This window comes from Kribbella sp. VKM Ac-2571 (assembly GCF_004362255.1).
GTDB classification, from domain to species: Bacteria; Actinomycetota; Actinomycetes; order Propionibacteriales; family Kribbellaceae; genus Kribbella; species Kribbella pratensis.
This window is the reverse complement of the sequence record NZ_SNWS01000008.1, coordinates 65,595-88,696: the sequence shown is the minus strand read 5'-3', so window position 1 is coordinate 88,696 and position 23,102 is coordinate 65,595. Positions and strand designations below refer to the sequence as shown.

18 protein-coding genes are annotated in these 23,102 nt (G+C 68.9%); 11 read left to right on the top strand and 7 right to left on the bottom strand.

Translation table 11 applies throughout. The annotated features are described in order from the left end of the window. The first annotated feature begins 32 nt into the window (after positions 1-32). Genes EV651_RS18845 through EV651_RS18830 form a run of 4 tightly spaced genes read left to right on the top strand, consistent with a single transcriptional unit; the run spans position 33 to position 7,024 of the window. Positions 33-2,303 (top strand): glycosyltransferase family 2 protein, encoded by a 2,271-nt coding sequence (locus EV651_RS18845; protein WP_255512211.1) that lies wholly within the window; start codon positions 33-35, stop codon positions 2,301-2,303. Further along, complete coding sequence (locus EV651_RS18840; protein ID WP_133786509.1) at positions 2,303-3,127, top strand: hypothetical protein; 825 nt, start codon at positions 2,303-2,305, stop codon at positions 3,125-3,127. Before EV651_RS18845 ends, EV651_RS18840 begins: the two co-directional genes overlap by 1 nt. Beyond that, a complete protein-coding gene (locus EV651_RS41400; RefSeq protein WP_166658656.1) occupies positions 3,120-4,880 on the top strand; it encodes a hypothetical protein in 1,761 nt (586 codons plus the stop codon). The genes EV651_RS18840 and EV651_RS41400 overlap by 8 nt, the downstream gene beginning before the upstream one ends. Continuing rightward, the gene (locus EV651_RS18830; RefSeq protein WP_133786508.1) at positions 4,877-7,024 is read left to right on the top strand and encodes a glycosyltransferase; all 2,148 of its coding nucleotides are present in this window, start codon (positions 4,877-4,879) and stop codon (positions 7,022-7,024) included. Before EV651_RS41400 ends, EV651_RS18830 begins: the two co-directional genes overlap by 4 nt. Here the strand turns inward: EV651_RS18830 and EV651_RS18825 are convergent. From EV651_RS18825 to EV651_RS18815, 3 genes are read right to left on the bottom strand one after another with little or no spacing between them, the layout of a single operon-like run. Beyond that, positions 7,021-8,475 carry a class I SAM-dependent methyltransferase gene (locus tag EV651_RS18825; protein ID WP_238157047.1) on the bottom strand — a complete coding sequence of 485 codons (1,455 nt, stop codon included), beginning with the start codon at positions 8,473-8,475 and terminating at the stop codon, positions 7,021-7,023. The two genes, EV651_RS18830 and EV651_RS18825, sit on opposite strands and share 4 nt — an antisense overlap. A 29-nt stretch (positions 8,476-8,504) precedes the next feature. Further along, complete coding sequence (gene pseI, locus EV651_RS18820) at positions 8,505-9,554, bottom strand: pseudaminic acid synthase (protein WP_133786507.1); 1,050 nt, start codon at positions 9,552-9,554, stop codon at positions 8,505-8,507. A gap of 2 nt (positions 9,555-9,556) precedes the next feature. Continuing rightward, positions 9,557-10,063 carry a GNAT family N-acetyltransferase gene (locus EV651_RS18815; RefSeq protein WP_133786506.1) on the bottom strand — a complete coding sequence of 169 codons (507 nt, stop codon included), beginning with the start codon at positions 10,061-10,063 and terminating at the stop codon, positions 9,557-9,559. Between the two features lie 96 nt (positions 10,064-10,159). Here EV651_RS18815 and EV651_RS18810 point away from each other — a divergent pair, with 96 nt between their 5' ends. After that, complete coding sequence (locus EV651_RS18810) at positions 10,160-11,734, top strand: glycoside hydrolase family 10 protein (RefSeq protein WP_133786505.1); 1,575 nt, start codon at positions 10,160-10,162, stop codon at positions 11,732-11,734. Positions 11,735-11,738: 4 nt separating this feature from the next. Here EV651_RS18810 and EV651_RS18805 read toward each other — a convergent pair whose 3' ends face one another. Next, positions 11,739-14,141, bottom strand: a complete 2,403-nt coding sequence (locus EV651_RS18805; protein ID WP_133786504.1) for a hypothetical protein — start codon at positions 14,139-14,141, stop codon at positions 11,739-11,741. Between the two features lie 308 nt (positions 14,142-14,449). Between EV651_RS18805 and EV651_RS18800 the strand changes: the two genes are divergently transcribed. Genes EV651_RS18800 through EV651_RS18790 form a run of 3 tightly spaced genes read left to right on the top strand, consistent with a single transcriptional unit; the run spans position 14,450 to position 16,681 of the window. Next, complete coding sequence (locus tag EV651_RS18800; protein ID WP_130387009.1) at positions 14,450-14,701, top strand: phosphopantetheine-binding protein; 252 nt, start codon at positions 14,450-14,452, stop codon at positions 14,699-14,701. Then, positions 14,698-15,939, top strand: coding sequence for an AMP-binding protein (locus EV651_RS18795; RefSeq protein WP_133786503.1), 1,242 nt, complete (start codon positions 14,698-14,700; stop codon positions 15,937-15,939). The genes EV651_RS18800 and EV651_RS18795 overlap by 4 nt, the downstream gene beginning before the upstream one ends. After that, the gene (locus EV651_RS18790; protein WP_133786502.1) at positions 15,932-16,681 is read left to right on the top strand and encodes an SDR family NAD(P)-dependent oxidoreductase; all 750 of its coding nucleotides are present in this window, start codon (positions 15,932-15,934) and stop codon (positions 16,679-16,681) included. Before EV651_RS18795 ends, EV651_RS18790 begins: the two co-directional genes overlap by 8 nt. 165 nt (positions 16,682-16,846) lie before the next feature. On the opposite strand, the gene EV651_RS18785 is transcribed toward EV651_RS18790, so the two are convergent. Continuing rightward, complete coding sequence (locus tag EV651_RS18785) at positions 16,847-18,235, bottom strand: FAD-binding oxidoreductase (protein WP_133786501.1); 1,389 nt, start codon at positions 18,233-18,235, stop codon at positions 16,847-16,849. A 164-nt stretch (positions 18,236-18,399) separates the two neighbouring features. Here EV651_RS18785 and EV651_RS18780 point away from each other — a divergent pair, with 164 nt between their 5' ends. Further along, a complete protein-coding gene (locus EV651_RS18780; protein WP_238157046.1) occupies positions 18,400-19,605 on the top strand; it encodes a DUF2786 domain-containing protein in 1,206 nt (401 codons plus the stop codon). Then, on the top strand, positions 19,602-19,946 hold the full coding sequence (locus EV651_RS18775; protein ID WP_238157043.1) for a dTDP-4-dehydrorhamnose 3,5-epimerase family protein: 345 nt from the start codon (positions 19,602-19,604) through the stop codon (positions 19,944-19,946). Before EV651_RS18780 ends, EV651_RS18775 begins: the two co-directional genes overlap by 4 nt. Here EV651_RS18775 and EV651_RS18770 read toward each other — a convergent pair. Next, complete coding sequence (locus EV651_RS18770) at positions 19,927-20,505, bottom strand: TetR/AcrR family transcriptional regulator (protein WP_133786499.1); 579 nt, start codon at positions 20,503-20,505, stop codon at positions 19,927-19,929. The genes EV651_RS18775 and EV651_RS18770 overlap by 20 nt on opposite strands. Before the next feature lie 122 nt (positions 20,506-20,627). Here EV651_RS18770 and EV651_RS18765 point away from each other — a divergent pair, with 122 nt between their 5' ends. After that, positions 20,628-22,106: an MFS transporter gene (locus EV651_RS18765; RefSeq protein ID WP_133786498.1), complete on the top strand. Its 1,479-nt coding sequence runs from the start codon at positions 20,628-20,630 to the stop codon at positions 22,104-22,106. Here EV651_RS18765 and EV651_RS18760 read toward each other — a convergent pair. Continuing rightward, positions 22,095-23,075 carry a GNAT family N-acetyltransferase gene (locus tag EV651_RS18760; RefSeq protein ID WP_133786497.1) on the bottom strand — a complete coding sequence of 327 codons (981 nt, stop codon included), beginning with the start codon at positions 23,073-23,075 and terminating at the stop codon, positions 22,095-22,097. The genes EV651_RS18765 and EV651_RS18760 overlap by 12 nt on opposite strands. Positions 23,076-23,102: the final 27 nt, after the last annotated feature.

Genomic DNA, 23,102 nt, shown 5'->3' with positions numbered 1-23,102 from the left:
GCGGAGGAGGACACACCGGAGTGACTCCGCGGTTGAGCGTTGTGGTGCCCTTCTACGGCGTCGGCGAGTACCTCGGGGACTGCCTGGACTCGATCGCCCGGCAGGCCTGGTCCGACTTCGAGGCGATCCTCGTCGACGACGGCTCGCCCGACGACAGCGCTGTCGTCGCGAAGGAGTTCTGTGCGCGGGACCCGCGGTTCCGGCTGATCCAGCAGGACAACGCCGGCCCCGGTCCGGCCCGGGACGCGGGCATCCGGGAGGCCACCGGCGAGTACCTGGCGTTCGTCGACGGCGACGACCTGGTCTCGCGGTACGGGTTCGCCGCGCTGGTCCGCACCCTGGACCGCACCGGCTCGGACATCGCCGGCGGCAACGCGCGGCGGTTCAACAACAGCTTCGGCGTCCGCCCGTCGTGGCTGCACAAGCAGCCCTTCGCCCGGGTCCGGCACGCCACGCACGTGACCGAGTTCCCCGATCTGGTCCTGGACCGGATGCTCTGGAACAAGGTCTACCGCAGGTCGTTCTGGACCGAGTACGGGTACACGTTCCCCCCGATCCGGTACGAGGACTACCCGGTCGCGCTCAAGGCGCACCTGGACGCGGTGACCGTGGACACGATCACGCAGGCCGTCTACTACTGGCGCGAGCGCGAGTCCGGCGAGTCGATCACGCAGCAGAAGTTCCAGCTCGGCAACATCCGGGACCGGGTGACCTCGGCCGGGATGGTCGTCGATCTCGTCGAGGACGCCGTACCGGTGGTCCGCCGGCGGGTGCACGCGCATCTCGCGCAGATCGACGTACTGACGCTGGTGTCCGCGTTCGGCTCGGTGCCGAGCGAGGACGAGCAGGCCTTGGTGGAGCTGTCCCGCGAGCTGCTCGACCGGCTCGACGAGGACGTTCTGGCCGCCACCCACCGGTATGACCGGATCCAGCACGCCGCGCTCCGGTCCGGCGACGTGGAGCTGCTCCGGCGGCTCGCGGACTTCCGGAACTCGGGCGGGCTCCGCGGCGGGGCGCGTGCCGTACCGCGTCCGCGCCGGTCGCGGCAGCTCGACTACAACTACCCCGGCCTCGGCGAGTCCGCCGTGCCTCAGGCGCTCTACAAGCTCCGCGAGCAGGACCTGACCCTCGCGACGAGCGTGCGCGAGGTGGAGTGGGTCGACGGCATGCTGTCGGTCAAGGGCACCGCGGAGATCCGCCACCTGGAGACCTTGCGTACGTCGACTCTCGAGATCGCACTGGCCGTCGGTGAGACGACGTACCCGCTGGACGTACGTCGGTACAACGCGTTGGACCTGCACGGGGACAAGACACTCGTCGGGTTCGAGGTGCTGCTGGACCGCGAGCTGCTCGGTCAGTGCACCGGCGCGCCGGCGCACTTCGAGGTGCGGATGCGGTCGGGGCGACGGGAGCGGAAGGGCATGCTCGGCGGTCAGGGCCCGGGGAGTCCCGGCTGGCCGCCCGGTGCGTGGATCGACGAGCTGAACTGGATCCAGCCCGGGCCGGGGAAGTACGGCTGGTTCTCGTTGCGACGGCTGACGGACCCGTGCCGGTTGACCGCGGTCGAGCAGACGGCTGACGAGCTGGTGCTGCACGGGCGGGCGTCGTTCGACGAGCCGGAGCTGTACCTGAGCCGGCCTGTTGTCGGTGGCGAGGAACAGGTTCCGTTGGAGATCGACGGGCGTGACTTCACTGCTCGGGTGCCGATCCAGGACATCCTCGCGGCCGCGAACTACGACGATCCCTTCGGCCAGCGGACAACGCGAGTGTTCCGGATGCGCGGGCCCGAGCGTCAGCAGCGCGTCCTGCTGTGGACAGCGAGCGACTCGGCGGCCTCGCGGGTCGTGGAGGACCGGGTGGTCACGCTGACCCGCTCGACCGGCGGGTACGTGAACCTGCACGAGTCGCCGATCCGCACGACGGCTGTGGCGGCGGGTGTCGAGGGCAACCAGTTGACGGTGCGCGGATCGGAGGGTCGCGATGTCACGTTCGCGTGGCGGCGGTACCTGGCCGACTCCGATGAGCATCTCGACGTCGCGTGCCGTCGTACCCTCACCGCCGAAGGATGGTCCGCGACGGTCGAGGTGGACGCGCTGGTCCCGGTGACCGCGGTGCAGGTCTCGGTCGATCCGCTGGCCGCGCTGGCCGACTGGATCCTGTTCGCCACTCCTGCTGACGGTGCGGCCCACGCCGTACAGTGCGAGCCGTTCCTGTGCAGCCGGTTGCCGTTGGCAATCACTCACGGGTCGCACGCGCTCGCTGTTCGACCCCATGCCGGCACTCTGCACGTCGAGGTGCGCTGATGCATCACCACAACCACTACTACGGTCAGACGCACATCCTGTCCCGGTACGCCGGGTTCGACTTCGACCACCCGCCGCGGTTGCGCGGATACCTGCAGCACGGCTGGAACATCGGCTGCGGCTGGAACCCGGTGCACGAGTTCTACGACGGCGCCTGGCGGTTCACCTGGAGCGATGCGCCTCGTCGTCGCGGGCACGCACTCGGCCGGCGGAACTACCACAGCATCGGTGCGCCGTTCCTGTACCTGATGGAGCTCGAGCCGGAGCCCGAGGAGCCGGTCGAGCGCGAAGGCACGCTGTGGTTCCTCTTCCACGGGTGGGAAGGCGGCAAGATCCACGGCGACCACCAGCGGCTGATCGACGAGATCCGCGAGACCGAGCCCGGCCCGGTGACGTTTTCCTTGTATTACACCGAGTACGACCGGCCCGAGGTGCGCGGGTTCTACGAGGACGCGGGGTTCCGGGTGGTGTCGTTCGGGCGGCGCGGGTTCTCGTACGAGGGGACCGACCGGCGGTTCCTGTTCAAGCAGCTGGCCGAGCTGCGCAAGCACAAGCGGGTCGCGGCCAACCGGCTGTCGACCGCGATCTTCTACGGCGTCGCGGCCGGCTGCGAGCCCGCGGTGTACGGCGACCCGATGGAGATGGACGGCGAGAACCCGTTGTTCGGCGGCCAGAGCCGGATCGAGCGGCTCTGGCCGGAAATGCTCGGAAAGACCGTCGATCTCGAAGCGGCCCGGGCGACCACCGACCTCGAGCTCGGCAAACCCTGGATGATGCCGCCCGCGGAACTGCGGTCGCTGTTCGATTGGAGAGAGCGTGTCTGAGTTGGCAGCTGGGGTTCAGGTCGTCCGCGGCGAGATGCAGCCGTGGACCGACCACACGACGCCACGACCGGCGCTCGCCGCGCTGCTGACCGACGTCGTACCCGCCAATCGGCGGACGCTGATCCTCGGGCCGCACGCCCCGCAGCTGATCGAGTCGGTGCTCGCGCACTCCGCGGACGTGACGATCCTGGTCCGCTCGGTCGCGGACGCGCAGCAGCTGGGCGAGGACTTCGGGCCGTGCCTGCAGGTGATCGCCGGTGCGCTCGACGGCCTGCAGACCGAGCCGTACGACGTGATCATCGCTTCCGACGGACTCGATCGCGTCCTGGGATACGACAGCGCCGACCTGTCGTGGACCGCGCGTCTGGGCGCGCTCGCCGCGTTGGCCGCTCCGGACGCGGTCGTCGTACTCGGGCTGGAAAACGAGTTCTCGCTGCTCAACCTGCTGGACAGCCGTCCTGCCGACGAACGCCACGGCGACGACGAGTGGCGCCCGCTCCACGACGACCCGACCCGTCCGGTCGCCGTCGACCAGCTCAAGTCCGCGCTCCCGTGGGCCTGTGAGGTGTACGCCGACTTCGGCTCCCGCAGCTTCGTCCGCGCCGATGTCGCCGCAACCGCCCGCCCCGGAGAACTCCCCACCCGCCTGGCCGGCGCCGCGCTGGAGTCGGTCGACGTCCCGCTCCTGTCACCCGCCGCCGAGGGCGTCGACACCGCCGCCCGAGCCGGCCTACTAGCCGCCATCCCCACCGGCTGGCTCGCCATCGCCGGCACCGGCGCCACCCACGACGTCTACGCCCAATCCGCCGACGTAGTCCTGACCGCCGACCAAACCCTCACCGGCTGGGACACAACCATCATCGGCGACCCCGCCCCCACGACCGCCCCCGCCACCACCACTACCGCGACCACCGCAGCCACCACCACCACGCCCACCACCACCGCGCCCCCTGCCACCGGCGGCTCGCTCTTCTTTGACCCCTCCGTTGTCCCCTCGACAGTCCCCTCGGGTGTGTCGGTTGAGAGCGTGCTGTTCCGCCTCGCCGCGGCCGAGGATGTGCCCGCCTTCCGCAAGCTGGCGGCCGACCTCGGCGACTGGGTGACCGAATCCCGCCTCGTGCTCCGCTGGGACGACGTTATCTACGACGGCGACTCGTTCGCGTACGGCATCTCGGGCTGGGTGGCCGAGGACCCCATCGATAAAGAGGACCTGCTGGCCGCCGCCTGGGCGCGGTTCCACGACCGTCTGATCGGACAGCACCGCCGCCACCCGTGGCCGCCGTGGATGCTGGGCGACGACCTCATCTCCGCGTGGCTCGGCATGTCCGGCATAGAGCCGCCCGAGCAGACCCCAGCCACGAGCCCCGACTCCCTCCCCGCCACCGCCGAACAAGTTGCCTGCGGCAAGGAGCTCGCCGCCGCGCTGGACGTCGTACTGGAGACGGGCACCACCACCACCGTCGACGTACGCACGACGCTCGCCGAAGCCGAAGAGGCCAAGCGGGAGCTGTTCGAGCTGAAGGGCCACGTCTACGGCCTCGAACGCACGCTCGGCTTCCGCAACAAGGCGATGAAGACCCGCGAGAACCGCATCCGCGAGCTTCGCGGACAGCTCCAGCGGCTGACCACGGCCCACGAGCGGATCCGCGGATCCCGCACGTACGCCGTCTCGCGGGTGATCTTCCACGCGGCCCAGGTCCGCAAGCCGAAGGTCGTCGCCCGCAAGCTCGCGCGCCGGATCAGACAACGGTGAGTACGCCGCGTCTCAGCCTGGTAGTGCCGTTCTACAACGTGGGGGCCTACATCGAGGACTGCCTGGACTCGATCGCGCGGCAGACCTTCGGCGACTTCGAGGCGATCCTGGTCGACGACGGTTCGCCGGACGACAGTGCCGTGATCGCGAAGGAGTTCTGCCTGCGCGACTCGCGGTTCCGGATCGTGGAGCAGCAGAACGCCGGCCTCGGTCCGGCGCGCAACACCGGCGTCGAGCACGCGTCGGGGGAGTACCTCACGTTCGTCGACAGCGACGACCTGGTGACTCGGCACGGGTTCGGGATGCTGGTCCGGTCGCTCGATCAGACCGGTTCGGACTTCGCCGCCGGCAACGCGCGACGGTTCAACAACAGTTACGGCGTACGGCCGTCGTGGCTGCATGCACAGGCGTTCACGGAAAATCGCCTGGCCACGCACATTTCCGAGACGCCGCAGTTGGTGCTGGACCGGATGGTGTGGAACAAGGTGTACCGGCGGTCCTTCTGGGACGAGTACGGCTACCGGTTCCCGGCGATCCGGTACGAGGACTATCCGGTCACGCTGAAGGCGCACCTCGACGCGGTCACCGTCGACGCGCTCGCGGCGCCGGTGTACTTCTGGCGCGAGCGCGAGTCGGGTGACTCGATCACGCAGCAGAAGTTCCAGCTCGCGAACATGCGCGACCGGGTCGTCTCGGCCGGTCTGGTGCTGGACGAGATCGAGGACGCGCCGCCGGCGATCCGGCACCGGGTGCACGCGCACTTCCGGCAGATCGACCTGCACGCGATCCTCTCGGCCTTCGGCACGGTCCCGCCCGAGGAGGAGCAGCACCTGATCGAGCTCACCACCGAGCTCCTGGACCGCCTGGACGAGGCCGTGCTGGTGAACTCGCCACGCCTCGCCCAGCTCCAGTTCGCGGCCTTGCGTGCGGGCGATCTCGAACTGCTGCACAAGGTGGCCCTCGACCCCGACGCGGCCCAGGAACACCTCGCGCTCACCAAGAACGACCTGACGCTGGCGACCAGCGTGCGCGAGGTGACCTGGATCGACGGCGCGTTGTCGGTCCGCGGCACCGCCGAGATCCGGCACCTGCAGTCGAAGCCGTCGAACCTCCGCATCGACTTGGTGATCGCCGGGAAGAACTACCGGCTTCCGGTACGGCGCTACCCGGCGACCGATCTCCGTGGCGAGGAAAGCATGGTGGGGTTCGAGGTTCGCGTCAGTCGCGAGCTTCTCGCCAAGTGCACAGCCGGCCCGTCGCACTTCGACGTACGGCTGCGGGTCGGTGGGATTCGGCGACGGGACCTGCTGCGGGGGCAGAAGGCCGGCAGCCCGGGGTGGCCGCCGGGCGCGTGGATCGACGGTACGAACTGGATCCAGCCTGGTCCGGGCAAGGAAGGTGCGTTCGCCGTACGGCGGTTGGCGGATCCTTGCCGGTTGACGTCGGTCGAGCAGACCCCCGATGCGCTGGTGCTGCACGGGCGATCGACGTTCGACGAGCCGGCGTTGTTCGTGAGCCGGCCGTTGTCGGGTGGTGAGGAGCAGGTGCCGCTCGAGGTGCGTGGCCGGGACTTCACCGCGTGGTTGCCGATCGGGCCGATCCTCGCGGAGATCAATCCGGACGACCCGTTCAGTCAACGGACGACGCGCGCGTTCCGGGTCCGTGGGCCGGAGGGGCAGGAGCAGGTGCTGCTGTGGACGGCGGGCGATCGGCTGGTCTCACACGCCGAGCGCGGGCGGGTGGTGATGTTGACCCGGTCGACCGGCGGGTACGTGAACCTGCACGAGTCCCCGATCCGGATGACCGCCACCGCTGCGGTTGCCGCAGGCAACATGCTGGTGGTGCGCGGGCCCGATTGGGGCGAGGTGGACTTCAGCTGGCGACGGTACCTGCCGGATTCCGACGACCACGTGGACGTCGCGTGCCGACGTACCGTCTCGGACGACGGCTGGGCCGCCGTGGTGGAGATGGCGGCGTTGGACGCGGCGGAGTGGATCCTCTTCGCCACCGCCCCGGACGGCACCTCCCACGCAGTCCAGTGCGAGCCGTTCCTGTCCAGCCGCCTCCCCCTGACCGTCACCCGATCCCCCCACACCTACGCCATCCGACCCCTAGCCGGCACCCTCCACCTCGAAGTGAGTTAGCGGCGGGCGATCATTAGTTGGTGGGTGACTGGCCAGTCGATGGGGTCGCCGTTGGGGGTGGTGATGGAGGCTACTGGGGTGATGCGGTTGTCGATGACCCAGTCGTTGCGCCAGGCGGTTGAGGACGGGTCGATGGTGAAGCCGGCGCGTTCGGCGACGGTGGTCCAGCCGGCGAAGTTCAGGCCGCAGAACTGTTCGTGGGTCTCGCTCAGCCAGTTGTCGACATAGTCCTTCCGGGTGAGGAAATCCATCGCGTCGGCGAGTCGCAGCACCAGCCCGTCGGCGCGGACCTCGTACCCGAACGGCACCTTCGCGTTCCGCCGGAAATCGTGGGCGAACTGGAAGAAGCGCGCCCGCGTAGAGAGTTTTCCGACGTACGTCGCGGGGTCGTCGAGGGACTCGAGTTCCGTGATGGCGTCCGGGTTCTCGCCGTCGCTGTCGTCCAGCCGCAGTACGACGGGACGATCCGGCTCGTCGGGACCGCACACGTCGGAGTTGATCCAGACACCGTTCGGGGCCGTGTGGGCGTAGAGCGCGTCGGCGAACCGTTGGACCGTATCGGGCCGCGAACCGTCGGCGTACGACCAGATCTCGTGGGTGAGCGCGAGCGTCAGCGTGGTGTCGATCGAGCGCGGCGGGAACACCGCGGAGCCGAGCATGTTGCGCTGGTAGAAGTAGACGTTCGGGTTGCTGAACAGGCCCTGTTCCTTCTTGTGCTCGCATTCGGCGAACAGGTGCCGCGCGACCTCCACGCCGATCAGATCCGACTCGTGGAAACGCGGATCGCGGTCGACGAACTGCAGGGTCGCACCGGTCGCGCACCCGATGTCGAGAATCCGGCCAGGGCGGACGAACGCCTTGATTTGTTGCCATTTCCGGTCGGCGGCGGTCTCGAACGCGTCGGCGTACGTCTTGTAGTCGCGGGTCGTGGTCAGTCCGCCGTCGTCGCCGACCACCGGGTCGTTCACACACCGCGCGACATGCGCGTCCAGGGCGTACCGCTCGAACACGTCGACGGTTGCCGGGTGCGCGAGTTCCTTCCACTGCTCGTTGCCCGCAGCAATCATCAGCAGCACGTCCCACGGCCGCGCCGTACCCTCGGGCTCGACGCCGATCACGGAGTACCCGAGCTGCTCGTACAGCTTGCTCACTTCAGGCGTCGAGCACGCCACGACCGTGTTCTCCGGAGTCAGCCGCACGAGATCGTCGGTCCCCGCCTCGATCGCCTTCACCGTCACCTCGGCGAACTCGTCCGTCGGCGGAGTGTCAACCACTCCCACCACCAGCGACCGGATCCCCTCCGCCGCACTGAACCGCTCGATCGCCGCCTCCCGCCGATCGAACGCCACCGGATTCCGCTTCGTCGTCCGATGATTGGCCGACGTCACCGCCCACACCACAGTCCGATCCGCGAACCGTTTCAGGAACTCCCCCTGAAACTGCGTCAACACATGATGCCGTCCGGGGAACAGCAGGTACATCAGAGGAGGTCCCACGTGAGTGGGGTGCCGGCTTTGACGTCGGTGCGGAACGGGCGGCCCTCGACCTGGGTGAAGAGGTCGGGGGCGAGGCCGCCGGCCGGGCGGATCGAGCGGACGTTTTCGAAGGTGATGAGGTCGCCGGCGTGGACGTCCTGGGTGACGAAAAGGGAGCGACGGAAGCGGAGGACGTTCTGTTCGGCCTGCTTGGGGCCGATGACCGGCTCGCCGAGCGACAGTTGCGCGACGCGCGTGCTTTCGACGAGAAGCTCCAGCTCCCGGGGCTCGAGCGAGAACGCCGAGTCGACGCCGCCGTCGACGCGCTTCAGCGTCACATGCTTCTCGATCACCGTCGCACCGAGCGCGACCGCGGCGACGGCGGCGCCGATGCCCATCGTGTGATCGGAGAGGCCGACCTGTACGCCGAGGGCGTCGCGAAGGACCGGGATACCGCGCAGATTGGACTGCTCAGGCGGCGCGGGGTAACTCGCCGTACAGGACAGCACGATGATCTGCTCGTTGCCGGTCGACCGCGCGGCGCGGACCGCGGCGTCGATGTCGGTGAGCGTCGCCGAACCGGTGGAGATGATGATCGGCTTCCCGGTCTCCGCCATGCCCCGGACCAGCGGCAGGTCGCCGATCTCGTTCGACGCGACCTTGTACGCCGGTACGTCGAGCTTCTCCAGGAAGTCGATCGCGGTGCTGTCGAACGCCGACGAGAACGCGACCAGGCCGAGGGACTTCGCGAGCTCGAAGATCGGCTCGTGCCACGCCCACGGCGTGTGCGCCTCCTCGTACAGGTCGTAGAGCCGCGCCTCGCTCCACAGCTCGTGCTCCGCCGGCAGCCGGAACGCCGGTAGGTCGAGGTCGAGCGTCATCGTGTCCGCGGTGTACGTCTGCAGCTTCAGCGCCTGCGCACCGGACTCGGCGACCGCGCGGACGATGTCCAGCGCCCGCTCCAGATCGCCGTTGTGGTTCCCCGACATCTCCGCGATGACGAACGGCTGGTGGTCCGGTCCGACCTCGACGCCGCCGATCTCGATGGTGTTCATCATCATTTCCCCTGGGTTCTACGGTCCTGGCGACGCAGGCTGATCGGAATCACGGTGATCTCGCGCCCGCCGGCGTACCGAGTCTCCGGCGTACCCTCGGTGAACCGGAACCGCCGGTTCATCTGCCGGACCACGGTGTTGTGTTCGATCACCTCGCCGGTCAGCAGCTCGAGCCCGAGCTCGTCGAACGCGTACGTCGTGGCCTCGCGCATGATCTCGATCCACGCCGGGAGTGTCTCGCCGCGCTCCGCGAGCCCGTCCGCGTCGAGGAAGAACCCCCACGCGCCGGTCGTCGGTTCGAGGTCGAAGAAGTTGACCACGCCGGCGATCCGGCCGTCCCGCTCGTAGATCAGCACGCGCCGCGAGGGATCGGCCGCGGTCTTCGCCCACCACGCCGCGTGCTCGTCGGCGGTGATCTCGTGCGAGGTGATGCTCACGTCACGGTTCGCCTGCTGATTTCGCAACCGCCGGATCGTGTCGACATCGTCTTCGGTCGCGGCGCGCAGCATGCTCTTAACCTAGGGCATGCCCTAGCGCCTTCTCTTGAGGTGCCTTGGTGTGTAAACATCTTTCGACTTCACCTTGAACGACGGTCGGAGAGTGACATGAAAGTCTGGCGAGCGATGGGTGTCCTGGGCGTGACGGCGGGGCTGTTGATGGGCGGGCTGACCGGTACGGCGTCCGCTGCGGACACGGACGGTCAGCAGACGTGTGCGCCGAACGCGTCCACGCCGCTGCGGCAGTTCCGGGCGAGCTGGGTGGCGTCGGTGGTGAACATCGACTGGCCGTCGAAGACCGGGCTGAGCGCCGCGCAGCAGCAGTCCGAGCTGATCGGCTGGCTCGACGACGCGGTGCGGCAGAACCACAACGCCGTCATCCTGCAGGTCCGTCCGACCGCGGACGCCTTCTGGCCGTCCAAGGTGGAGCCCTGGTCGAAGTATCTGACCGGCGTACAGGGCGGCGACCCCGGCTACGACCCGCTGGCCTTCGCGGTCGCCGAGGCCCACAAGCGGAACCTCGAACTGCACGCGTGGTTCAACCCGTACCGGCTCTCGATGGACACCAACATCAACGGCCTGCTCCCGACCCACCCGGCGCGGCAGCACCCGGACTGGGTGGTCACGTACGGCGGGAAGCTCTACTACAACCCCGGCATCCCGGCGGCTCGCAAGCTGGTCGAGGACGCGATCATGGACGCCGTCTCGAACTACGACATCGACGGCGTGCACTTCGACGACTACTTCTACCCGTACCCGGTGGCCGGGCAGGTCTTCGACGACGCCGCGACGTACGCGCAGTACGGCGCCGGCTTCTCCAACCTGCAGGACTGGCGACGGAACAACATCGACCTGCTGATCCAGGAGCTGAACCAGAAGATCCACGCGGCCAAGCCGTGGGTGAAGTTCGGCATCTCGCCGTTCGCCGTCTGGCGGAACAAGGCGACCGACCCGGAGGGCACCGACACCACGGCCGGCGTGCAGACGTACGACGACCTCGCGGCGGACACCCGCAAGTGGGTCCGCGAGGAGTGGATCGACTACATCGTGCCGCAGGTGTACTGGGCCGGTGGGTTCGCGCCGGCGGACTACAACAAGATCGTGCCGTGGTGGGCGGAGCAGGTCCGCGGTACGCACGTCCACCTCTACATCGGCGAGGCGACGTACAAGGTCGGTACGTCTACGCAGTCGCCGGACTGGTCCGACCCGGCCGAGCTGAGCGACCACCTGGCGTTCGACAGCACGATCCCCGAGGTGAAGGGCAACATCTACTTCTCCGCGAAGGACGTCCGCGCGGACCGGCTCGGGGCGACCACGCTGCTCAACAACACCTGGTACACGCGGCCGGCGCTGATCCCCGCGATGCCTGCGCTCGACTCGCGGGCACCGCTGCCGGTGCATGCCGTCCACGCGACTCGCACGAATGACGGCGTACAGGTCCGGTGGTCCAGGACATCGAGCGACACCACGTCGTACGCGATCTACCGCCGGGAGCTCCGCGGTGGAGACCATTGCCCCGACAACGACGCCCGCAACCTGGTCGCCACAGTCCGCTCCACCGGAGCCAGCCAGTCCTACACAGACACCACGGCCACACCCGGTACGGCGTACATCTACTCGGTAACCGCCCTGGACCGGCTCGCCAACCAGAGCATCGCCATCCCGGCGGTCACCAGCCGCTGAGCCGCTACGGGCTCTTGAGTCCCGGCGTGGTGGTGATCTGCGTCGGGACTGGGGTGGTGGGGAACGTCGGCGTGGTGCTGGGCTGGGTCGACTGAGTCTGGCCCGGGGACTGCGTGCCGGTCGGGAAGCTGGTGGACGGAGACCCTGGCGTGCTCGAAGGGAAGCCCGGGGTCTGCGTCGGGAAGCCTGGGGTCGGGCTGCCCGTCGGGGACGGTGTTCTGGTGGGGAACGAGTTCTCCGGGGGCGGCGGGTAGATCTGGTAGACGCGGACGGTTCCGAGCTGGAAGCGGAGTTCGGTCAGCTTGTCCAGGTTCTTGGGCGGGGCGCTGACGCGCTCGTCGAGCAGCAGCCATTGGACGCCGTACGTCGTGCGCAGCGTCTCGATCAACTGGCGGCTCGGGTTGCTGAACACCTCGTCGTTCAGCCGCAGCTCGTCCTGGTTCCAGTACGGTCCCTGCACGCCCGCGGGGTAGGTGTCGTCGACCCGCGCCCGGTACGCCCAGCCCTCCACGAGGACGCGGCGTTCGGCGTACCCGGCGATCCAGTACGAACCCGTCTGGCAGTGCGACGCCCGTGGCTGGTGGCAGTGCACGTTCGTGGCGATCCGGTCGTTCGAGCCCGAGTTGCGCCGGATGAAGCGCGCCGCCTCGATCCCGCCCGGCGCGATCGACTCGTACGACGTCAGCGGCGGGTTTGCGAACCGTCGTACGGACGCGACAGTCGGCGACACCGTCGTACCGACCAGCACTGCCACTGCGATCACAGCCCAGGTACGCCGGGAACCGCGCAGGACCAGCCCGAATACGCCGATCCCGAGGGCGGCGATCACCAGCGCGACCGCAAGGCCCTGCCCGAAGCAGTTGGCCGTCGTACACGACTTCGGCGACCGGTACCGGCCCCAGTAGATCGCGGCGACCCCGATGGCCACCGCGATCCCGGCGACCCAGTAGTGCCGGCGCTCGAGCGAACCCAGCCCCCAGGTCGCGAGCAGTACGCCGAAGATGAACCCGGTCCGCACGAAGAACAGTTGGGTGTCCCCACGATCGGCCAGCAACGACGCGCCCAGCACCGCGGCGACGAACCCGGCCACCAGGAACACCACCATCGGATCCCGAGCCACCCGCCGCGTGATCAGCAACGCGCCGACCACCGGCATCGCCCACCCGACGACGACCACGACCGCGACCATCGCGACCGCGGATCCACCACCCATCCGATCCGCGAGACTCTCGAAAGTCGCGCCCGGATCGAACCGCACACTCGACGCCGCGCCCCGCAGGACGAAGAAGAACGTCAACGTATAGGCCCCCGCAACGCCGACACCGAGTACCAACGCCCGCAGATTCAGTCGGCCCCTACGAACCGTCAGATAGATCCAGGCAACTGCGAGGCCCGTCGCGTACACCGGCAGCGTCGTCGCCTTCGTCAACGCCAACGCGGCAATCAGCACGCCCGCGACGACGAACAGCCGGAACAACTCGGCCCGCGTCGTCCCCACCCGCCGTCGCAACAGCAATGCCGTCACCGCAATCAGCGGCAGCAACAGCACCGTCGAGAACGCCTGCGGCGGATTGCTCAGCCCGCTGAGCGAGAACGGCCCGTCCGCGAACACCCGGTCCGACACGGCCCACGGCCAGGCCACCAGGTCGCCACCGGCCACCACGAGCCCGGCAGCGATCGGAGCGGCGACCGCACGACCGGTCAGCAGCATCCCGACCGCGGCAGCGCCCAGGACGGTGAGCAGGATCCAGGCGAACGGCACCATCCGATGCGTCAGTACGTCGAGCGGCACGCTGGTGATCCAGTGCGCGGACGCGATGTGCTCGTACGCCGCCCAGTGGCTGGTCAGCCACCCGCCGTCGGCGTACGGGATCTTCGGCGGGAAGTGGTGCGTGACCTCACCGGCCAGCGCGAGATTGTGCGGAGTGTCGGAGTTCGGCCGCAGGGCGTCCGATCCGTTGAGCGGAATGAGCTGCGAGCCGACCCGGACGAACCAGGCGGCCGCGACGCCGACCGCGACCATCGCGCCCGCCATCGACCACCACGGCGTCGGCCGTTCCGGCAGTTTGCGGCGCGGCAGCCCGCGCCACATCCCGAGCGCCAGCGCCGGCATCAGCAACGCCGCGAACGGCATGTCGAACAGCATCCCGACCGGGTAGAGCAACGCCTCGACGGCCAGCCCGAACGCCGTACCCAGGATCACGTCCGCCGACAGCCAGCCGGCACCGCCGGTCAGCCGCCGCCAGAACATCGTGCCCGGTACGACGATCACGATCAGCAGATAGGCCAGGTACGCGGCCGGCATCCACGGCGGGTGCTCCTGCAACGCGACGAACCAGGCCAGTGGAAGCACGGGCAGGCTCACCAACGCCGCGGTCCGCTTGCCCCGTCCCGCCGCTCTGATCATCTCAGTCCTTCGGGTCTTGTCGGTACGGTCGGACAGTGTTCTCACCGGTTGCGATAGCCAAGCAACCGGGCACTTGCAGGACCAGCAACTAACCGCGGCCGGGCGGGCCGTGGCAGTGCGGGGAGCCTTCTTGCGCAGTAAGGCACGGCTGTGAACCGCGAACCTCAACCCGCAAGGGTTGGAATCCCCGCCTTCGGGCGGTGGAGGACGTCAACGGAGCAGTGTATGAGTTACAGAAGTCGCGGTGTCCGGGGGCTCCACGCAGCACGCGTGGAGTCCCCGAGCCTCGGGCGCTAGGCTGCGGGACTATGAGTTCGGTGGATCGGAGTCGGGTCAGGGAGTTGATGGGTGAGGTGATGACGGCCCAGGGCCGGGCATTGCCGGCCGAGGACACGGCGGACCTGCGCGAGATCGGGTTCCGGTCGCTGGACTTCTCCGAGCTGGCCCTCCGGGTGGAGGACGAACTCGGTGACGAGCTGAACTTCGATGCCCCTGGGCTGCGCCGGATCGCGACGGTCGGCGACGTACTGGACTTCATCGAGCAACTCCAGTCGGCGTGAGCACCCGGCGCCGCACGACCGCCCTGATCGGCGACGACAACACCGTCGTCGTCGCCGGCAAGCGCCTGACCTGGCGGACGCTGCACAAGCTGCCGCAGATCCCGTCGCCCGCGGCCGTTCTGGTCGACAACGGCGCCGACGCACTCGCCGCCCTCCGGCACCACGCGGTGCACGGCACCGAGTTGCTCGTTGCGACCGAGTCCCGCGTCGACGAGCACATGCGTGAGGAACTGGGCGAGTCCGGTTTCGCGATCGTCCTGCCCGATGGGGCAATCACCCCCGCGCGACTGAAGCGGGTCGAGGAGTCCGGTCGCGCCTGGCTGCTCACCTCCGGCTCCACCGGCCGCCCGAAGCGCATCGGCCACACCCTGGAGTCGCTGACCACCGTCACCGCCGACCAACCGCCACGCACCTGGCTGCTGCCGTACTCGCCCGGGACCTACGCCTGGTGGCAGGTCGTCACGCTCTCGCTGACCCAGGCCGATCAGGGCCTGGTCGTGATCGAGCCGAGCGAGCTGGAGGACTGGCCGAAGATCGCGACCGAGCACGGCGTCACGGCCGCCTCCGGTACGCCGACGTTCTGGCGGCAGGCGATCTACCGCGACGCCGACGCGCTCGCCGGCGTACCGCTGGAGCAGATCACGCTCGGCGGCGAGCCCGTCGACCAGGCGATCCTCGACCAGCTCCGGGAGATCTTCCCGACGACACGGATCTCCTGGATCTACGCGTCCTCGGAGGTCGGCGCCTCGATCGTGGTGCACGACGGCAAGGCCGGGTTCCCCAAGTCCTGGCTGGACCGCGACCCGCACCCGGAGCGCCCGGTCCTGAGCGTCGACGGCGACGAGCTCGTGATCCGCTCGCCGCACCACGGCGCCGGCCTGATCGGCGCGATCCGCACCGGAGACCGGGTCGAGTACGACGGGGACCGGGTGCTGATCACCGGTCGCCTGGACACCGACGAGATCAACGTCGGCGGGTCCAAGGTCTCGGCCGGCGTGGTCCGCAACGTGCTGATGGGCCACCCGGGCGTGTCCTGGGCGCGGGTCTTCGCCCGCAAGGCGCCCTTGGTCGGCCGGATGGTCGCGGCCGAGGTGGTCCCGAACCGGTCGCTCGGCCCGATCACGGACACCGACCTGGTCCAGTGGTGTTCGACCCGGTTGCCGGACTACGGCGTACCGCGGCGGATCAAGTTCCTCGACCAGATCCCGCAGAAGGAAACCCTGAAGAGCGATGTCTGAAGCCCCCAGTGTCGTCCCGCCGGCCTCGGTCGTGCTGGTCTCCGGCGGTTCCCGCGGTCTCGGTCTCGCGATCGTCACCGACCTGCTCGCGGCCGGTCTCAAGGTCGGCGCGTTCGCGCGTACGGTCACACCGGAGCTGACCGCGCTCGGCGAGAAGTACCCGGACCACCTGCACTACGGCTCGGTCGACATCAACGACAGCGCGGCCGGGCAGACGTTCGTCAAGGCGGTCGAGAGCACGCTCGGCCCGATCGATGCCTTGGTCAACAATGCGGCGATCGGCCAGGACTCGTTGCACGTCCACACCTCCGCCGACCACCTGGCCGAGATCATCCGGACGAACCTGACCTCGCCGCTGATCCTCACCCGTTTCGTGCTGCGCCGGATGCTGGCGAAAGCCCTGAAGGGCCGGATCGTGAACATCACCTCGATCTGCGCGCAACGCGGCTACCCCGGCCTGGTCGCGTACTCGGCCACCAAGGGCGGGATGGACGCGGCCACCCGTTCACTGGCCCGTGAACTCGGTGGCCGCATCCTCGCCAACGCCGTCGCGCCGGGTTTCTTCGCCTCGGAGATGTCCGCGGTCCTCGGCCAGACCCAGCTCGACCAGATCGTCCGCCGGACGCCGACCGGCCACCTGACCGAGCCGGAGGACGTCCTTCCGGTCGTCCGCATGCTCCTCCTGGAGAACACGAACCTCAACGGCCAGGTGCTGGTCGTGGACGGCGCCGCCTCGATCTAGCCGGGGTGTGAACACGTACCGGGGGCGGTGCCCAGGCAATAACGTTTGCACCGGCCCCGCCACGTGGGTCCACCCCCTACACCCTGCACGCCCGTCAGACGGGCGGGACGTCGGGGCCTCCCGGCGTACCGCCCGTCTGCTCGTCAGAGGTGTGTATCCACTCAGCTAGGGCCTGATGTTCTGGTTGCGGTGGAACACGTTGTCCGGGTCGTACTTCCGCTTGATCTCCAGGAGCCGGTCGTACTTGTCGCCGTACGACGCACGGATCCGGATCTCGTCGGGCTCGGCCATACCGTTCACGTAGCTGCCGATGTTGATCGTGTGCGGCTGCAGGGCGTCCCACAATGTCCGCACCCACGTGCGTTCCGCATCGAGAGCCTCCAGGACCGGCGTACTCGCGATGATGAACATCGCGTACCGCTCGGTGCGTTGGCCGCTGAACGCCGTCGCATCGTCCGCGGTCTCCAGGTAGCCGTGGTCGAGGTGGTAGAACATCGAGACCGACATCGGCGACGTCTTCCGCGGGAAGTGCTCCGTGATCACCTCGATCGCCTCGTCGGACAATGACTCGAGGTAGGCGCCCTTCTCGTAGTGGTAGCCGCCCCAGGCGTTCGGCTCGTCGAGCAGTTGCTGTACGGCGACGTACGGCATCGGCGTGGCGAACTCGAACAGCGGCGGCAACGCCTCGCGGAACCGCTCCATCGCGTCGGCGTGCTGCTCAGGCGGCCCGAAGCCCACAGCCACCAGGGCGTACCCGAGCTTGAAGTGGTGCTCTTCAGGGACGAACGGTGCCGGCGGTGCGTTCAGGCAGGCGATCACCACGTTCACCTCGCGCGGCAGGGCCGGGATCACCTCGCGGGCGAGCCGGAACAGTTCAGTGCCCTGCTCCGCCCCCCAGAACGCGATCCCGTAGTTCACCATCGGCCCCGCCGGGTGCAACCGGAACTCGAACTCGGTGACCACGCCGAAGTTGCCGCCACCACCGCGGACGGCCCAGAACAGATCCGCGTTCTCGTCCTCGGCCGCGCGCAGAATGCTGCCGTCCGCGGTGACGACCTGGACCGACTCCAGGTTGTCGATGCTGAGCCCGTGCAGCCGGGTCAGCAGACCCATGCCGCCGCCGAGCACCAGCCCGCCGACTCCCGTGTGGCTGACAATGCCGGCCGGTACGGCGAGACCGTGCGCCTGCGTCGCGGCGTCGAGATCCCCGAGCAGCGCACCACCGGCGGCACGCGCCCGGCGGGCCTCGGGATCCACCGACACCTGGTTCAACAGGCTCAGGTCGATCATCAGGCCGTCGTCCACCGACGACAGCCCGGCCATGCTGTGCGCGCCCCCGCGGACAGCGATCTCCAAGCCCTCGGCGACCGCGTAGCGGACGGCGGCCTGCACATCCGCGGCCGACCGTGGCCGCACGATCACCGCCGGACGGCGGTCGTGCTCGGCGTTCCAGAGCCGCCGCGCCTCGTCGTACCCCTCTTCACCCGGCCGCAGCGCAAGCCCCTCCAGGATCGCGCGCAACGCGTCGAATCCGGTTTCCGCAAGTTGAGTCATTGCTTCCCCTCCCGATGTGATGCCGTCAGGCCAGGTGCCTGACCCCCTGGTGACAGCGATCCCTAGTGCGCTGTCTTCAGTTACTCTCGGGAGTCGCGGGGTTATCCACAAGGGGATGGATTCCCGTTTGGGCGGGAACTTCGGTGGGTGCCAGACTCGTCGGCGTGAGTGACCAGGAAATCCTGCGGTTGTTGCCGATCACGGCGGCCGTCGTTGCCGTGCGTGACGATCGCGCCGACGCGCACCTGGCCCAGCTGGGTGCGTACGACGAGCGCGACCAGGCGCAGGTGGATCGGTGCGTGCAGGCGTTCCTCACCGGTCTGCTCCGCACTGCCTGGGAGCGCGGCTGGTCGCCGGCCGACGTGGTCCAGCACGGCCGCCGCAGCCTGGATGCCGGCGTCGAGCCGTTGCTGCTGGCAGCGATCTCGGCCGAACACCGCGGTTACCGTCCCGCCACCATCGACCCCCGCTGGCTCGGTCAACTGACAGATCTCGGCGTGCCGCAGCCCTTCACCGAGTTGAGCCTGACCGCCTGGGCGGCCGGCGCCCGCGTCGGCCGCTACCTCACGCTGCACCACGCCCTGTCCCTGGCCGGCTTCCTCCAGACCCTGCCGGTCCTGGCCAGGCTCTACCCATTACCCGGTACGCCGGTCCGCCGCGCGCAGCCCGCCGTACCGGCGAACGGGAAGATGCTGGCGCGGATCCGCGGCCTGCTCGCGAAGGCGGAGGCGACCGAGTTCCCGGACGAGGCGGAGGCGCTGTCCGGTAAGGCGCAGGAGCTGATGGCGAAGTTCTCCTTGGACAGTGCCCTCCTGGACGCAGAGGTGGAGATCCCGGATGATTCCGCGGGGCGCCGGCTCTGGGTCGAGACGCCGTACGTATCGGCCAAGGCGCAGCTGGTCGGCGCGGTCGCCGCGGCGAATCGGTGTCGCACGGTCGTGATCGACGAGCTGGCCGTCGTCACCATTGTCGGCGCCGAGGTGGACCTGCAGCACACCGAGATCCTCAGCACTTCCCTTCTGGTGCAGGCGAATCGCGCGATGCTTGCTGCTGGCAAACACATCGGTCACCGGGGCGAGTCCCGGACGCGATCGTTCCGCCAGTCGTTCCTGATGGCCTACGCGCAACGGATCGGCGAGCGCCTGGAGCAGACGGCCGCGGCGACGCAGGCCGCCGTACCCGAAGCCGCTGCGGACCGGCTGCTGCCGGTGCTGGCCAAGCGGGAGCAGCAGGTCGACGCATTGTTCGCCCAGCTCTTCCCGAACACGACCACCCGTCGGACTCGCATCACCAACGGCGCCGGATGGAACGCGGGCGTGACCGCTGCCGATCAGGCCCAGCTCGAGGCCCGCCGGCAGGTACGCCGGTGAAGATCGAGGAGACCGCGATCCCCGGCGTACTGCGGATCGAGCTGGAGGTGCAGCCGCACGACGACGGATGGTTCAAGGAGAACTTCCACCGCGAGAAGCTGGCCGAGCTCGGTACGTCGGACGCGCTCTACGTGTCCCGTGGTGTCGGGAACTCGTTCTGCACGCTGACGCCGCACACGACGTACAACTTCCTGGTGAACGAGCACTGGTCGCCGGAGAGGGTGGCCGTGGACCTGTTCGATCCGGAGCTGGCGATCGCGTGGCCGCTCGAGCAGCTCAAGTACACCGAGCGGGACGCCGGGAACCCTTCGCTGGCAGCGCTCAGGAGGCAGCGGGCCTGAGCCCGCAGAGCACGATGTCGAGGAGGCGCTGGGCCTGCTCCGGCTGGGTGTCGGCGTTGTGAGCGATACCGCCGACCAGTCGCAGGATGTCCGCCAGCTCGAGCTCGGGCCGGACGTCGCCGGCCGCCTTCGCCTTGTCGAGCAGGAGTCGCCCGGCCTCTTGCACATTCGCCTTGCAGGCCTGGAAGAACGGCGAGTCCTTGCCTAGGGCATCTATAAGCTCACCCGACAGGCTCTTCTTGGACAGTCCGTACCCGACGAAGCTGCGCAGCCAGGCGGCCAGGGCGTCGAACGGCTCGAGTTCCCGGTCGAAGTCGTACGCACGGTCGCAGACGGACTGGATCTCGTCGACGTAGACCGCCTCGAGCAGCGCGGTCCGGCTCGGGAACCGGCGGTACAGCGTGCCGATGCCGACGCCGGCCCGGCGGGCGATCTGTTCGAGTGAGGTGTCGGTGCCGTGCTCCGCGAACGTCTCCCGGGCGGCCGTCACCAGGCGGTCGTAGTTCCGGGCCGCGTCCGCACGGGTCGGACGTGCGCACGGCAAGGGTTGTGGCGCCATCCAGCCTCCTCGCAACGTTCGGCCACAATATCGCTTGCAAAGCGGAGGATGCCTCCGTATCGTATCCGGAGGAGCGCTCCGCTTTCTGTCTCAACTGTAGCCCCTCAGGGGTAAGGAGCAATATGTCGGCAACATCCGCGGCGCCGGCCGGCGCCACCTCGGGCACGCCTGCGCGGCGGCCGGGGATCGTTCTCGCGGTCATCCTTGTCACCCAGTTGATGGTGATCCTGGACGCGACCGTCGTGAACATCGCAATGCCTCACATCCAGCAGGCCCTGCACTTCAGCCCGTCCAGCCTGTCGTGGGTGCAGAACGCGTACGCGCTGGCGTTCGGCGGTCTGCTCCTGCTCGGCGCCCGTGCCGGTGACCTGCTCGGTCGCCGCCGGGTGTTCCTCACCGGCGTCAGCGTCTTCACGCTCGCCTCGTTGCTCGGAGGCCTCGCGCCGAACGCCGAGTTGCTGCTCGCCGCCCGCGTTCTGCAAGGCATCGGCGGTGCGATCGCGGCGCCGGCGGCCCTGACGCTGCTGATGCTCACGTACCGCGAAGGTCCCGAGCGCATGAAGGCACTCGGGTACTACAGCCTGATCTCGTCCGGAGGCGGCAGCGTCGGCCTGGTGCTCGGGGGCATGCTGACCGACTGGGCGTCGTGGCGCTGGGGCCTGTTCATCAACGTGCCGATCGGTGTGGCGCTGATCCTGACTGCCCGCAGGGTGCTGACCGAGACCGAGCCTGAGACCGGCCGGTTCGACGTGGCCGGAGCGGTCACCTCGACCCTCGGAATCACGTCGCTCGTCTACGGCTTCATCCGGGTCGGCGAGAAGGGCTGGACCGCGACCGAGGTCCTGGTGGCATTCGCCGCGGGCGTGGTGCTGCTGGTCTCGTTCGTCCTGATCGAGCGCCGCGTCAGCCACCCGATCGTGCCCCTGCGGCTGTTCCGGTCACCGACCCGGGCGGCGTCGTACCTGACCATGCTGCTGATCGTCGGGACGATGTTCGGGATGTTCTTCTTCCTCACGCAGTACCTGCAGGGAGTGCTCGGACTCAAGCCGTTCGCGGCCGGGCTGGCGTTCCTGCCACTGACGGGTCTGCTGTTCGCCCAGTCGCGAGTGGTGCCGAAGCTGATCGCCCGGATCGACGGCGCGAAGCTGATGCTGATCGGCTCCACGCTGGTCACGCTCGGCACGATCTGGCTGACCCGGCTCGGGTCCCACAGCACCTACCTGCACGACGTGGTCGGTCCGCTGCTGCTGTTCGGTGCGGGCGCCGGGATGATCTTCATCCCGCTCGTCGGCCGCGCCATCTCGGGCGTCGCGCCGGAGGACTCGGGTGCCGCGTCCGGCATGCTGAACGTGGTCCAGCAGGTCGGCGGCGCGCTCGGCCTGGGCATCCTGGTCACGATCTTCGGTACGGCGAGCCGCAACTCGACGTCGACGATCCCCCGCGAGGTGCTGGTCGACGGCGTCCACGCCGCGTTCGTCGGATCGCTGGTCTACGCGGCGGTGAGCCTGGCGATGATCGTGTTCACCGTCCAGCCGTGGAAGTGGTTCCGCGGAGCGCCGGAGCCCGTCGAGACCCCGGTCGTCGTGGACTCACACGTCTGACGGGACGGGCAGCGCGTAGCTGATGAACTTCTGGTGAGTGACGAAGCCGAGGCCCTCGTACAGTCCGAGGGCTCCGGTCGGGTTGTCGGCGTCGACGCCGAGCGCGGCCCGCTGGTACCCGGCCTCTGCGGCCTTGGCGAGCACCTTCGCCAGGGCCGCACGGGCCAGTCCGCGGCCACGGTAGGCCCGTCGGGTGCCGACCTGGCCGATGTACAGCTCCCGGACCCCGGTTGCCTCGGTGTCGGCTTCCCACTCGTAACAGTTGGCGTACGCCGCGATGGTGTCGCCGTCGAGGACGTAGTACGACTGCGCGCCGCGGAACGCCCGTGATCCGACGTTCCGGGCCCGCCACGCCTCCGTGGTGGGCGGCGTCCAGCCCCAATGGTCGGAGAAGGCCTCGAAGTGGGTCTGCCGCAACGCTTCCTCGTAGGACGTGTCGTACGACCTGAGCTGCAGGCCACCGGCCACTGGCGCGGGCGGGACCGGCTGGTCGAGCGGCCGTCGCATGTCGAAGAAGAACCGCTCGGCCTTGAAGCCCAGGCCTTCCAGGAGGCTGGTCAAGCTGACGTTGTGGCTGCCCGCGCCGACGCCGACCTGACCGGGGGCGTCCGGGTGCGTGGCGGCATGCAGTTCGCCGGCGCGACGGATCAGCCAGCGCATCAGCGTCGTGCCGAGGCCCTGCCGGCGCCACTCCGGATCGATCGTGCCCTCGGTGTTGACCCGATCCACGTCCACCACGGTGGTCCTGCTGTGCACGATGCCATAGCCGATCATCCGGCCGCCGGACCACAGGCTGATGCTGTCCTTGGCCAGATCGAGTTCCGGCCGCTCCAGCTGCTCGGCGAGATCCTCGGCACTGTAGTTCTCGCCGACCTGGTCGACCTTCTCCTTGGCGGCCGTCAGCGCCGCCCACGCCTCGACGTCGCCCTTGTCCATCGGACGCGCTTCGATCCCCTCCGGCCAGTTCATTGCTCGACCGTACGGCGTTCGCTCGGT